Below are 13,212 nucleotides of genomic sequence, written 5' to 3'. Positions count from 1 at the left end.
TTTCACTTCGCAGAGCACTCCATAATCCTCCATTTTGTTGGCACTCCTGTCGACATGAAGACCGTACCAAGAATAACAAATTATCTTGACTAAACGGCTTTAAGTTTATTTTTCGAAGCATAAAACAGATAAGGTTTCACGTCATCGTAGCCCATAGCCTCAATTAAGCTCTGGTAATTTTTAATTTGTGCCACATGGTGCTCGCTTTCTTCTGCTGTAAACTTATAATCTATAATAGAAACCTTGTTGCCATTTAGCACTAATTTATCTGGTCTGTAGGTTTTACCATCAACTCCAATAATAGATTTTTCGTTAATCTGATTGGCATTCTGAGTTAAAATAGCGCTTAAATCTGGGTTTTTCAGCACCGTCGAAGCCTCTTCTATATAACTAGTTTTCTCCTCTTGGTTAATTAGTCCTTGCAACATTAACTTGTCGACAACTTTTTCTACCTCTTCTACTTTATTAGCTTCGGCTAAAATATAATGCAGGTTGCTTCCTCTTCTTGCCGATCTTGCAACATTGTCTAAATATTTTTGAGGTCGGTCTTCAGTTGCCTTATAAATGCTTTCTAAACGATTGGTTGTCTGGTAACCCTCTAGCGTTATGGCATCAACAAACGATAGGTCATCGCCTATGGTAGAGAAAGTCCCAATCTCAACCTGATCGTTATTTTCTTCGAGCTCATCTGTATAAATAGCCAGCAATGCATCTCCAATACTGGTTATGGTGTTGCTTTTTTTGCCCGCCACACCAATGTAAATAAAGTCTTTCGCCCTGGTGGTAGCCACGTATAAGTTGTTAAGCGCATCCATATAGTTAAACAACGTTTCTTCCAAATAGTGGTGCCCAACACTAGAACCCTTCAACGCAGAGGTGTAAGAAAGCGGTATTGTTTGCAGGTTGGTATATGGTGTGTTTGCCGTTGGCACCCAAAATGTAGCTTTAGACATTCCTTGCAGCGGCCAATCGCAAAATGGAATAAAAACTGCCCTAAATGCCAATCCTTTAGATTTATGGATGGTGGTAACTTGTATTGCATTTGCGGTATCTGGCGAAGGCAAAGTCTTAGAATTGCCTTCTTCCTCCCACCAATTTAAAAAAGCAGAAATTCCCTTTTCTCCTTGTTTTGAGGATTTACCCGCCAAATCTCTAAAAGCTAAAAGATAGGGCAAAAACGGGTTGACGTCTCCTTTCTTATAACTGTCTAATTTAAAAGCGCTGATTATTTTTTCTACCATTTCTGGTATAGGCAGTTGCATCCATTGTCTGTAATTTTCGCAAAAGGCAGACGGCAATACGTTGTGCAAAGCTGCCAAAGAAGTTTTTTTCAACAAAAAATAATCATCGCCATTTAATTCCTTGCCGTGTATTTGGGCATAAAGTGCAATGCAATTGGCCTTGTATAGCGCAGAGTTGCTTTGCGTAACCACCAATAATTTTAGCACATTTACAATTAACTTTATGGCAATGTTACTTGCAATTTTTAAGGCTTCGCCCGATAAGACATCAAAACCGGCCTGCATCAGCGCATCTACAGTTAAAGCGGCGTCGCCGTTAGACCTAACCAACACACCAATCTCTCGCTGTTGGTAACCTCGCTCATTTAACAAGACTTTAATCTCTAATATCATGTTGATCAAAGCGGCGTCTTTTTTATTTTCCACCTCTCCCAAGTCAGCATCACTCCCATCTGTCTTATCTAAGTTTATTCGGTGGATTTTTACAATGCCTCCTTTTTTCGTGTTGATGTGGCTATTTTGCTCCACTCCTTTATAAATGCTCTCGATTATGGTTCCATATTGATTTTCTGGCGTGTTCCAAAATCCGCTCAATTGCTCGTCATCTTCAGGAATATTTTCGTTTATTTTCAGTTGGAGTGCTTTGGCTAGTTTTGGATAAAGCTCGTTGTTAAATTTTATAATTTCCTCTGTACTTCTATAATTCTCTTCCAACTGATCATCAAACACATTTAGCTCCCGAAGATCAGCTTTGGCTTTTTGATGCAAGAGTTTATAATCTCCATCTCGCCATCGATAGATAGACTGCTTGGCATCGCCAACAATTAAATGGTCGTGTAATTTACCGTTGTGCGTAGAAACAGCATTGAGCACTAGGTTTAAAAAACTGTTCCACTGATTTCCAGAAGTATCTTGAAACTCATCGAACAAGAAGTTGCGATACCTGTTGCCCATCTTTTCCCAAATAAAGGAAGGATTATCACCTGCATCTTCTGCAATGCCATTTAAAAGCTTTTGGGCATCACTAAATAATAACGTTTCGTTTTCTTCTCTATAAGCCGAAAGAAGCATGGCCATTTCTTGCATCAACCTTAAAAAATATCCGTTCTTTAAAAATGCCTTCGCCAATATATAATCTCCATTTCCGACTTTATAAATGGACGCCATTTCCTTTAGAAGTGGATTTAAACTTTCAAAAAGAATATTTTGTTTTCCCTTTTGAAACCAGTTTTCCTCCTCGTCTATTAGCTTTGCAACTTTTGGAATGTACTCGAAACCTCCATTGGCAATAACGCCGAATTTTGTTAGCGGCGAGCGACTTTTACCTTTAAAGTCACAGACCTCGCAACCACTTTCTACGATTATATCCTCAGCTTTCTTGGCCAGTAAAGCTAAATCTTCCTCGAATTTTTTCTGGAAATTCTCAGAAAAATCGATGTATTTTTTAAATACATCATCTACGTTCTCCGAGCCAAAATCGCCTATTGCAAGTTCGAAATCTTTAAATTTATCTTTAAAAACCTCGCCAGAAAGCTCCAAAAGCTCTCTTTTATAATTCCAAGATTGGTTGTTAGCAATGCGGCTCAGCGCCAACTGAATAACCCATTGCAACAGGTTATCTTTTTCGTCCAACAGTTTTTCTAATCGACCACTTAGGTCTTGCTTTACCTTCTCGATGTTCATTTCGAGGCTGTAGCCAGAATCTAGCCCGAGCTCAAAAGCAAAACCACGAATTACCTTTTGCACAAAACCATCAATAGTGCTTACCGAAAAGCGACTATAATCATGTAGAATTCTTCGATAAATGACATCGGCCTGCTGTTGCAAACCTTCTGCATTTAACGTTGGGTACTGTTTAAGAATAATCTGCCTGTAAGTATCAATTTTTTTAGAGTCATCGCCTTTGGCCAATGCAAGCAATACCTCTAAAATTCTGCTTTTCATTTCTTCGGTAGCCTTATTGGTAAAGGTTACCGCCAAAATTTCGCGATATTTTAGCTCACCGCTAAAAAGCAACGTAAGGTAATGAGCGGCCAAACTAAACGTTTTGCCCGAACCGGCAGAGGCCTGAAGAATTTTTACTGGTTTTTGCATCGACTGATTTTTTTGCTGTTTACACGTGCGAGATAATTACCCGTATCGGTCTTCGGCTTGGCGATGTGACGGAATTCAAAGCATAAAACTTCAACTTTGCACTAAAGGTCAAGTGAAAAATTGAACTTGAATTTAGCACTGAACCCGCCATATTGCCAAACTGATGTGTGCGTTCGCTTTTTTAATTTTTAGAAAGAATAGTAAATAGAATCCGTCCAGAAATCAGACCAATCTACATCTTCAAGTTCTACTTGTCCCCATTTGATAGAAACATCTTCAAAGTCATTATAAATACTTGTTTCACGAATATCTTCTAAAGTTAGATTGCCTCCAAGATGTTTTAAATATAGTTCCTCAACTTCTTGTTTTACGACTCCTAAATCTTTAAACGTCTCCGGCACAAAATTAGTTCCTGAAAGTTCTACAATTTCAAAGTTTTCTAAAATAACGTATTTTTCATTATGTTGATTTAAAATTTCATTCCCCTTTTTAACAAAAGCTTCGAAAGTGTCATTCTTAAAAGAATCGTCATAATTAAGAATGAGGTCTAAAAATTGTAAAACTAATGATTTGCCTTTTTCAAAGTCACCCACAATAGCTGTTTTATCTTCTCCTAAATTAACTTTTGATAAAATCATTTCACTATCACAAGATACGATAAGTAAATACAGTGGGTGTACTTCATATGGATATTCAGAAAGTCCCGTAGCTCCAGTAGTACTATCTTGATAACTATTTGTAGTGTAAATAAAACTTCTATTTGCCATAACTCTATATTTTAGATTTTTTCTCAGTCATTTTAAAGTGACGCACAACATCAGGAAAAGTGCAATGCGCACTTAAACCAATCATCACAAAATGCATATTTTTAAGCACTTTATCAATAAAAATTCTCTAAATCATTAAGCCTAAAGCGGTAAATTAATTTCTTAATGTATATTGATTCAACCCAAGTTTGCCTCAGTAAACAACTATTCTTTTTGCCAAGCAACAGTTCGATTTGTTTGAAAAATAAACAATGAATATAATAACTGTTCAAGCAACTTCCAATTTAGTTGACCCGATTTTATGGTATTTTCAGCCTTATTTCGATAAATATCGACACTAAAAAATCTTAGTTTAAACCGCTTTAAACCCACGTTTTCTAACTTAATTGTTATAACTATTTGATAGACTGACTATTATTATTACCTTTGCGAACGTTTTTAAATAATTTCACCAAAAAAAGGAGGAAAATGTTAACGAAACACCAAACACCATTTTTAATGATGTGTTCATTATTAATTTTGGCCACAGTGTTCGCTTACCTGTTACCCCAAGCAAAAAAAAATTTTTCTGGCACAGAAAAATTAGACACTTTTAAGACTAAGAAAGCAATTTTGCCGCGGGCAAAACAGCCCGAAACTTTAATGGCACGCCTAAGCTTTGCCAATGAAACGTTACCTTTGGGCGATAAAAAGATTGAACTTAAGATGAAAAAATCTCTTAAGGCACACAATTATAAAAACACCCAAACTTACAGGCTACAAAAACGTGCTCGAGAATGGTTCCCAATTATAGAACCGATACTAAAGAGATTTAAAATCCCAAACGATTTTAAATACATGGCTTTGGTAGAATCTGGCTATAAATCTGGGGTTTCATCAAAAGGTGCAGCTGGTGTTTGGCAATTTATGCCAGGAACGGCTCGCAATTATGGCCTTAAAGTTGGCAAAGGCGTAGATGAACGCTACAATCTCAAAAAAGCTACTATTGCAGCGTGCGAATATTTGAAAGAAATGCATGGAACATTGAAAAGTTGGACACTTGTAGCTGCCGCCTACAATGTTGGCGATGTAAAAATTAGAAAGAGAATCAACAAGCAGAATCAAGACAACTATTTTAAACTTAAGTTAAACGGAGAAACTGGGATTTATGTCTACAAGCTCATTTCTATGAAACAAATTATAGAACACCCAGCTCGGTACGGATACGATAAACCAAAAGAGTTGTTAGCATATAACTAAACCAAACAAATTATATTTAACGGTCGAAAGGTTTTTACCTTTCGACTTTTTTTGTGTGGTATTTTTTTATTTATGGTTGAATAAAGCATGGAATTCTTTTCAGTTTTTAAACAAATGCCTTACTTTGCAACAGATGTATAAGCTTAAAGTTATAGATATTGTTAGCCAGCCGGGCGACAACATGACCATCAAATTTGAATCTTGTGGCCAGCCCTATCCCACTTACCTTGCGGGCCAGTTTCTTTCTTTAATTTTTAAAAGTAACGATAGAGAAATCAGGCGCTCCTACTCCTTTAACAGTTCTCCGGTGGTAAATGAGCCATTAGCCATAACAGTTAAACGCGTAGAAAACGGAGAAATTTCTAGATTTTTACATCACAAAACGACCATAGGCGATGAATTTAATGCTTTATCTCCACAGGGAATCTTCAGTTATCATCCTATTAAAAACAAGAAAAGAGACCTTTTTTTGTTTGCTGCAGGCGTAGGCATAACGCCGCTTTTTTCTATTTTAAAAACAGCGCTCATTTCCGAAGAGCAATCTAGCATCACCTTAATTTACAGCAACAGCTCGATAGAAAATGTGTTGTTTTATGACGAACTAAATGCTTGGCAAAAAAATAATCCCGATAGGCTAACGATTGTTTACCTTTTTAGCAACAGCAAAAATTTGGCTACAGCTAGGCTAAATAAGTTCTATATAGAAAAATTATTAAAAAAACATTTAAAATTCGAGAGAAGTGATGCGCTATTTTACAGTTGTGGCCCCATAATTTATATGGATTTGTGTCGGATAACACTATTAGGAGCTGGTTTTGATCCATCGCAGGTAAAACGAGAAACTTTTGTAATGCCAGAAGATGAACCTGACGAAGATGATGGTTCCTCTGAAAAAATAGTTGATAAAAACACTTACTCTGTGGTAATTAAATTTAATGGTAAAACCGATACATTGCTCATTCCATACCCAAAAAGGATATTAGAAGTAGCCTTGGCAAACAACATTAATTTACCTTATAGTTGCCAAGCAGGCATGTGCAGCGCATGCACCGCATTTTGCACAAAAGGTGGCGTAGCTATGGATTATAATGAGGTACTTACTGACGACGAAATTGCCAGCGGCAAAGTACTGGTTTGTACTGGCCGCCCCACTGAAAATGGCACTACCTTACAGTGGTTATAAGCTACAGCGACAGCTATTTAATGGTTACAGTTACTTCTTGGTAAGTATTTGCACTAAAATAGCCCAAGGCACCATTACTTATGTTCGATGTTGGATTGGAAGGTGTTGCGCCTTGGTTTGGGCCATTCCCTGCTTGTTGCACCAAAGCGTACCAATAATTGTAAATGGCCTTATCTACGCATTCCATCTCTACGCTAATCTTGTCGCCGGCTATGAGTTTTTCATTGTCACCATCGTCATAAAAAAACTGAATCTGTGTGGTATTTCCATTGGTTAATCTATCGCTACTTGCATAGGTTCTTTTAGAAATTTTACTATTGACAAAAAGATTGAAATGGTAAAAATTAATTTCCTCTTTTGGGTCTGTAAAATATATTATAGGATTGATGCGCTCTTTATTAAAAAAATTATTAGTTATAACGCCAATAGAATCTAGCTTAACAGGGTTGGGCATGGTAGAAGTTGCGCTGTAGGTTTGACCTTGCAAATTTACACTTAGCGCGTAAGTTCTACCAGATACCCCTTGCATTTTGTGGTGGTAGCTACCCGCGCTGGTTTCCAAAAATTTATAAACATTACCTTTGTTATCGGTAACTTTCACAGCTGCACCAGTTAACCTAGGGTATTCTCCGGTATCATCATAATTGATGGATTTAGAGATGGTAACTACCTGATCTTCAAAACCATCTGTTATCTTTCCCTCAATTACAATTTGAGGTGGCGCTGCACTGGTATCAACTTGAACTATTTTTTTACAAGATGCCAGACTAAAAAGCAAAATAACGTATAAACTGAATTGCTTCATGCTTTCTAAAATTTAAAGTTCCATGTAATAGATGGGATAATGCCAAATAGGGATGTCTGCTCAGCTACAATTTTCTTCGGATTTTGTGGGTCGTTTATAAAATCAATGGAATATGGATTCTTTCTAGCCAAGGCATTATATATCCCAAAATTCCAACTAGAATGAAACTTGCCTGTGTTTTTCCCCTCTAAAGTAGCACTTAAATCCAAACGCATTGTGTACGGCATTCTACCCGCGTTTCGTTCGGTATAATAAAAATACGACTGCTTATTTACCACATATTTTCCTGCCGGATAAGTGACCGCGTTGCCTGTGCCATAGATTAAACTAGAAGAAAAAGTCCATCTTTTAGATAAATTATAGATGCCCACAAAAGATAAATCGTGCGTTCTATCTTGTCTTGCCGGAAAATATCTATCGTTATTTAGCGCTGCGAATCTTCGCTCGGTACGCGATAAGGTATAACCAAACCAACCATTTAATTTCCCAAATTTTTTCTTAAAAAACAATTCTAACCCATAGGCCCTTCCTTTTCCATACAACAGTTCTGATTCTACATCGCTATTGGCAATAAGTTGCGCAGCATTTTTATAGTCTATTTGGTTTTGTAGCCATTTGTAATAAACCTCCGCAGAAAGCTCGTATTTATTTTCGCTAAGGTTTTTAAAATATCCAAAAGCCAGTTGATCTGCAATTTCTGGTTTTATGTTATTGCTGCTTAACACATACTGATCAGTTGGAGAACTAGAATTTGAGTTGGTTAGTATGTGTATGTTCTGACTGTTTCTATTGTAAGAAAACTTTAAAGAATTTTCTTCATTTAACAGGTAGCTTATCGAAAATCTTGGTTGTAAATTAATATAATTTTTATAAATCCTACCACTACCAATTTTATCTGTTTTTACCGTATTCCCTGCTGCATCATAAGATTTAAAATTTCCTGGGCCTAATAACCAAAATCCAGATAACCGCAATCCGTAAATCACATTAATATTTTTCGCAGCGCTCCATTCATCAGAAATATAGGCTGCTGTCTCCAACCCATATCTTTTCTCCTGACTTAGCGAATTTATCTGCGAGGTCTTCGGCGATTCTAAACCGATTGGTGAAATGCGGTGGTGAGTTGCGTTAATTCCGAATTTTAACAAATGCTTATTGTTAAAACTTTCAAAATCTTGCTTTAAATTAAAATCTCTGATGAAGCTTTTAGCCGTAAAATCGTTTGCGTTGTTTAATAATTTAACGGTATAGTTATAGTTGTTGTAAATTAAAGAAGTATTTGAAAAGAGCTTGCTGTTGAAAATATGGTTGAGCCTGAGGGTTGTTGTGGCGTTTCCCCAATTGTTATTAAAAAGGTCTTTTACGCCGATGTTGTCTCGGCCAAAATAGCCAGAAAGATAAATCACAGTTTTATCGCCCAAGCGGTAATTAAACTTTGCGTTAACGTCATAAAAATTAAGCGTGCTGCCGCTTATCGTAGTATCTTTAGAAGCTTTTAAAAACAAATCTAAATAGGTTCGCCTAAAACTTACCATAAAAGAACCTTTGTCTTTTACAATTGGGCCTTCAATTTTTATTCGAGATGCAATTAAGCCAATGCCTCCCTGAAACTTATATTCTTTACTATTTCCATCGTCCATTTTTACATCGAGCACCGACGACAAGCGCCCGCCGTATTGCGCAGGCATTCCACCTTTATAAAGGCTTACATCTTTTATAGCATCGGCATTAAACGTAGAAAAAAAACCCAGCAGGTGCGATGAATTGTAAACAACAGCTTCATCTAATAAAATTAAATTCTGATCGGCAGCACCTCCTCTAACATAAAAACCTGTATTTCCCTCTCCGGCGGCCTTTATTCCGGGCAGCAATTGGATGGTTTTTAGAATATCTTTTTCTCCCAATAAAACCGGGATGGTATTTAAGGTCTTCATATCGATCTGCTGCAAATCCATTTGTGCACTTTTTACATGCTCGTTTTTGCGATCGGTGGCTTTCACCAACACTTCTGAAAGGGTATTGAGCGCGACGAGTTGCACATCAATTTGTTCATTTTTTTTAAGTTCGATTGATTTGCTATATGTAGTATAGCCCACAAAGCTTACCGTTAAGGTGTACTTACCAGCAGGTTTAGAAAGGGCAAAGTACCCATAATTATTGCTTTTTACAGTAGCGATACTGCCGTCTGTTAATTTTACAGTTGCCCCTATCAGGCTTTCTCCAGTTCCCGCATCGCGAATGGTACCACCAAGTGTAACACCCTTTTGAGCAAAACAAGGCAAACCACTAAAAAAAAACAACGTGACTAAGGTTAAAAAACCTACAAGAAAAAAATAATGCTTACTACCCACAAACTAATTTAACGCTAAAAACCTATTTCTCCACATCAACCAAGACTGTTGGAGCCCCTATCTAATTTAAAAATACATTTAAAGGTGGAAGTTAAGTATTTAAACGCTAAAGATGTCCGTGTGTTGTTTTAATAAAATTTTTTATCGGCTTAAAGCAAAAAAGGCCATATCATTTGATGATATGGCCTTCTTCTAATCGCATGTTTATTAGGTATTCTGATATTTTGTTACAAGCGATTGAACCTTTGCTAAAGCCTCCGTTACGCCTCCCTTTTGCTTATTTAACAATGCAATATGGTCGCTATGTGTGGCATAATCTGCAGCCAGCTTGCTATATTTCTCTACAGCAGCCTGCTCGCCAGTCTCAATTGCCTTTAAAATAGAAACCTCATCTTTACCGCTCAAAGCATCTTTAATGTCTATCCATGTTCGGTGTAAAGCGCCAAGAACTCCTCCGCTATCATTATCAGAAGTTTCGCCGTGTGTAAGTAAGTGGGCTTTCAACTCTTCTTCGTAAGCTTTACGCTGTGCCGCATACTCTAAAAAAACCGCTTTCAGCTCAACATTATCTGTTGTTTCTGCAGCTGAGGTATATCCCTCCTTGCCATCATTTAAAATAGAGATAAGGGATTTTAAGTCGCTAATGATTTCTTTGTTGTGTTCCATAGTTATAAATGTTTATGCATTATTAACCTTATTCAATACAAAAAGTTCTTGAACTACGTGTTTTTATTCGATAATTGAGGTAAATACGTAAACCAAAATTTTTCTAAACATAATCGGTTTATCAGGGTTATTTTTATACGAACTAAAAATATATATCATGACAACGAGTAAAAAACCTACCGGAAATACCGGAAAAATGAAAAATTCTGAATTTCATGAATTTTTTATCGACGAATTAAAAGACATTTATTGGGCAGAGAGCCATTTAGTAAAGGCGATACCAAAAATGGAAAAAGCTGCTACCAGCGATGAATTGAAAGCCGCATTTAAAAAACATACGAGCGAAACAGAAGAACATGTAAAAACCTTAGAACAGGTTTTTGAATTGTTGGATGAAAAAGCTGTAGCAAAAAAATGCGAAGCGATGGCGGGCATACTGGCAGAGGCGGAATCTATTATTGGTGATACCAAAAAAGGAACGATGGTTAGAGATGCAGGATTAATTTTGGCAGCACAAAAAGTAGAGCATTACGAGATTGCAACTTATGGCACGCTTAGGGTATTTGCAGAAAACATGGGGCACACCAACGTGGTCGAGCTGCTTTCTAAAACGCTCCAAAACGAAAAGGATACTGACGTAGCGCTTACCAAATTGGCCGAAGGTTCTATTAACGATGAAGCTTCTGGAGAATAAATCTCATTAGATAAAATAAGTCCTGTCTAAAATTTAGGCAGGACTTATTTAAATTCAATTCAGGAATAATTATTAGATGTTCTGTTTTACGAGAAACTTGCTAGTGCCGAAACTAATTATCCACATTTTTTGAAAATTTTCAATTTTGGCAAACCTTTTGAATTGATATTTATGTCGTTATATAAACACAAAATTATATCATGCTTATTAAATTAAACACTTCAAATTTTACGTTCGAAAACATTGCAAGCAGAACTGAGAAAAAAGCACATAATGCTCTCACAAAGGCAGACTGGATAAGAGTTGATAAAATAGTGATGGTTTTAATGGTTTTAATTGCCATTGTAAGCTCTTTAGTTTTTAGCTAAACTAACTTTCTATAAACCGCAGCGCGGATAACTTTTTTATAATACCATTTTTCAAATACAACCTCATAATTGTAAAATCGAAATAAAGGCTTTATCTCTATGAGACCTTTAGGTTTTACGTCAGCCACCACTTTAAAAAACAGGTACATGGCTTTCATCAACACATTCCTCCAATTTACGTATCGCTTTCTTTCCACATCAAAATCAGAAAACAACCAATAGCCATTTTCTTTTAAGTAATTATGAACAATTAAAAAATTAACATCGGCTTGTGGTTGAACAAAATTATCGAATAAAAAAGCGGTAATCACCACATCATATACTTTAGTCGGCCTAAAGTTTTCTATCGAAGAACTTAAAAAGTTCAGGGTATTTCTTCCGATGTTTCTTTTCTTAGCAATACCAATCATTTTATTAGAGGATTCTACGTAATCTATAACTAATCCGCCAGGAAATATTTTCGCTATTTCTTCCAAAATCCATCCGGTGCCGCCACCAACAATTAGTATTTTACTATTAGGTTGGATATAAACTAATTGGTCTTTTTGTGCATTGATCTGCGATTTGCCGAAAACGAGCTTGGCAAGGGTATCATAATAATATGCTATTCTGTTGTAGTTACTCAAATCCTAAATTTCAATTTTCTAAAGCAATATGCTTTTAAGCTCCATCCAAATTAATAAAACTGCATCCCAATAATTCCACAAAGCGCCTTAACCAAAATCAGTCCATCAATAATCATTAAATAATACATAATTTTTTGTCTCCTATGCATAGAATATGCAAGATAGATGGTTAGGCCGAACGGCAAAATACTTAAGAAAATATGGACAGCACTGAAACTTTCGATGTATGCAAAAATAAGCATCGAAAAAACCCCAACAAAAATTAAAGGCATTAAAATATTAAAAATTGTTTTACGCAAACCATAGCGTACCACAAAAGTTCTCAAGTGTTGATTTGCATCCGTTGGATAATCTTTTATATCGAATATAATTGCGTTCACCGTACAAAACATCCAATTTTTAACAAAAAGAAAAGCCCAAAACCAAGAATCAGAAAAATCTACTCCACTTTCTATTTTTACGATAATTAAAGGCAGTACGTTCGCACAACAAGCCCAAACAAAACCAATAACAAAGGGTTTTAGCCAGCCTCTCACTCTTAAATCTAACTTTACAAAAGACTTTGGCAGCAGGCCGTAATAAAAAATAGCTGCCGCAGAAATTACAACGATAGATAGCCAATAGTCTGCTGGCAAGCGTAAAATTCTTTCATAATCTTGATAGATGATGTTTCCGGCAAGCACGACGGACAACAAAGTCAGCACCATTTGGCTAATACCAATTAACCGTTTGTGCTGAAAATACCATTTGTTGCGTGGATTTACCGCATGTGGATCTAATGATGCTTTGTGATAGGCAAATGTGTAATATACAATGGGCGCCAAAAACAACAAGAAATAATAGCTTAAGCTAAGTTGAGGCAGGTTTAGTTGTAGAATACACTCGAAAGTAAGGGCAACCGCCAGCAAACCCACAAAGTAGTTTCCAAAGAAGATAAGCTTGATAATTTTATTGCCCATTTAAATGTTTAGCAGAAGCTGGACAATTTCGTTTATATTCTTCGATTTTAAAAATATTAAAATTAGCAAAGGCTTAATAGTTTTCTGCCAACGGCACAAGTATTTGCTACATCATAATTTAACGCCGAAAAATTGGAGAAAAACCTTTGTAGCTGCTGTTAATTCATCGCATGGCAGTTTATAATTAAAACTGTATTTTTGATTAATTACGGGCATAAG

Annotated in this window: 11 protein-coding genes; 4 read left to right on the top strand and 7 right to left on the bottom strand. The window is 36.4% G+C overall.

The annotated features are described in order from the left end of the window. Positions 1–89: 89 nt before the first annotated feature. Together ABIB40_RS15090 and ABIB40_RS15085 are read right to left on the bottom strand one after the other, a co-directional pair. The gene (locus ABIB40_RS15090; RefSeq protein WP_354360219.1) at positions 90–3,335 is read right to left on the bottom strand and encodes a UvrD-helicase domain-containing protein; all 3,246 of its coding nucleotides are present in this window, start codon (positions 3,333–3,335) and stop codon (positions 90–92) included. Positions 3,336–3,523: 188 nt separating this feature from the next. Beyond that, the gene (locus tag ABIB40_RS15085; protein WP_354360218.1) at positions 3,524–4,102 is read right to left on the bottom strand and encodes a DUF7822 domain-containing protein; all 579 of its coding nucleotides are present in this window, start codon (positions 4,100–4,102) and stop codon (positions 3,524–3,526) included. A 468-nt stretch (positions 4,103–4,570) separates the two neighbouring features. Between ABIB40_RS15085 and ABIB40_RS15080 the strand changes: the two genes are divergently transcribed. Together ABIB40_RS15080 and ABIB40_RS15075 are read left to right on the top strand one after the other, a co-directional pair. Beyond that, positions 4,571–5,341, top strand: coding sequence for a lytic transglycosylase domain-containing protein (locus ABIB40_RS15080; protein ID WP_354360217.1), 771 nt, complete (start codon positions 4,571–4,573; stop codon positions 5,339–5,341). Between the two features lie 133 nt (positions 5,342–5,474). Next, complete coding sequence (locus ABIB40_RS15075; RefSeq protein WP_354360216.1) at positions 5,475–6,524, top strand: 2Fe-2S iron-sulfur cluster-binding protein; 1,050 nt, start codon at positions 5,475–5,477, stop codon at positions 6,522–6,524. Between the two features lie 13 nt (positions 6,525–6,537). Here the strand turns inward: ABIB40_RS15075 and ABIB40_RS15070 are convergent, their stop codons facing one another. From ABIB40_RS15070 to ABIB40_RS15060, 3 genes are all read right to left on the bottom strand, one after another. Beyond that, the gene (locus ABIB40_RS15070; RefSeq protein ID WP_354360215.1) at positions 6,538–7,329 is read right to left on the bottom strand and encodes a DUF4249 domain-containing protein; all 792 of its coding nucleotides are present in this window, start codon (positions 7,327–7,329) and stop codon (positions 6,538–6,540) included. A gap of 5 nt (positions 7,330–7,334) precedes the next feature. Beyond that, positions 7,335–9,629 (bottom strand): TonB-dependent receptor, encoded by a 2,295-nt coding sequence (locus ABIB40_RS15065; RefSeq protein ID WP_354360214.1) that lies wholly within the window; start codon positions 9,627–9,629, stop codon positions 7,335–7,337. 258 nt (positions 9,630–9,887) lie between these two features. After that, positions 9,888–10,346: a ferritin-like domain-containing protein gene (locus tag ABIB40_RS15060; protein ID WP_354360213.1), complete on the bottom strand. Its 459-nt coding sequence runs from the start codon at positions 10,344–10,346 to the stop codon at positions 9,888–9,890. Positions 10,347–10,503: 157 nt separating this feature from the next. On the opposite strand from ABIB40_RS15060, the gene ABIB40_RS15055 reads away from it, so the two are divergent. Together ABIB40_RS15055 and ABIB40_RS15050 are read left to right on the top strand one after the other, a co-directional pair. Then, a complete protein-coding gene (locus ABIB40_RS15055) occupies positions 10,504–11,040 on the top strand; it encodes a YciE/YciF ferroxidase family protein (RefSeq protein WP_354360212.1) in 537 nt (178 codons plus the stop codon). A 200-nt stretch (positions 11,041–11,240) separates the two neighbouring features. Further along, entirely contained in the window at positions 11,241–11,408 is a 168-nt protein-coding gene (locus tag ABIB40_RS15050; RefSeq protein WP_354360211.1) for a hypothetical protein, read from the top strand. Here the strand turns inward: ABIB40_RS15050 and ABIB40_RS15045 are convergent. Both ABIB40_RS15045 and ABIB40_RS15040 read right to left on the bottom strand, forming a co-directional pair. Further along, a complete protein-coding gene (locus tag ABIB40_RS15045) occupies positions 11,405–12,034 on the bottom strand; it encodes a class I SAM-dependent methyltransferase (RefSeq protein WP_354360210.1) in 630 nt (209 codons plus the stop codon). The genes ABIB40_RS15050 and ABIB40_RS15045 overlap by 4 nt on opposite strands. Before the next feature lie 50 nt (positions 12,035–12,084). Beyond that, a complete protein-coding gene (locus ABIB40_RS15040) occupies positions 12,085–12,993 on the bottom strand; it encodes a UbiA prenyltransferase family protein (protein ID WP_354360209.1) in 909 nt (302 codons plus the stop codon). Positions 12,994–13,212: the final 219 nt, after the last annotated feature.

Source organism: Pedobacter sp. UYP30 (assembly GCF_040547165.1).
GTDB lineage: Bacteria > Bacteroidota > Bacteroidia > Sphingobacteriales > Sphingobacteriaceae > Pedobacter.
The sequence above is the reverse complement of the archived record's forward strand: the minus strand, read 5'-3'. Positions and strand labels throughout refer to the sequence as shown.

Coding starts and splice junctions, on each gene's coding strand:
- ABIB40_RS15090 (WP_354360219.1), bottom strand. CDS start 3,335: ATGCAAAAACCAGTAAAAATTCTTCAGGCCTCTGCCGGTTCGGGCAAA.
- ABIB40_RS15085 (WP_354360218.1), bottom strand. CDS start 4,102: ATGGCAAATAGAAGTTTTATTTACACTACAAATAGTTATCAAGATAGT.
- ABIB40_RS15080 (WP_354360217.1), top strand. CDS start 4,571: ATGTTAACGAAACACCAAACACCATTTTTAATGATGTGTTCATTATTA.
- ABIB40_RS15075 (WP_354360216.1), top strand. CDS start 5,475: ATGTATAAGCTTAAAGTTATAGATATTGTTAGCCAGCCGGGCGACAAC.
- ABIB40_RS15070 (WP_354360215.1), bottom strand. CDS start 7,329: ATGAAGCAATTCAGTTTATACGTTATTTTGCTTTTTAGTCTGGCATCT.
- ABIB40_RS15060 (WP_354360213.1), bottom strand. CDS start 10,346: ATGGAACACAACAAAGAAATCATTAGCGACTTAAAATCCCTTATCTCT.
- ABIB40_RS15055 (WP_354360212.1), top strand. CDS start 10,504: ATGACAACGAGTAAAAAACCTACCGGAAATACCGGAAAAATGAAAAAT.
- ABIB40_RS15050 (WP_354360211.1), top strand. CDS start 11,241: ATGCTTATTAAATTAAACACTTCAAATTTTACGTTCGAAAACATTGCA.
- ABIB40_RS15040 (WP_354360209.1), bottom strand. CDS start 12,993: ATGGGCAATAAAATTATCAAGCTTATCTTCTTTGGAAACTACTTTGTG.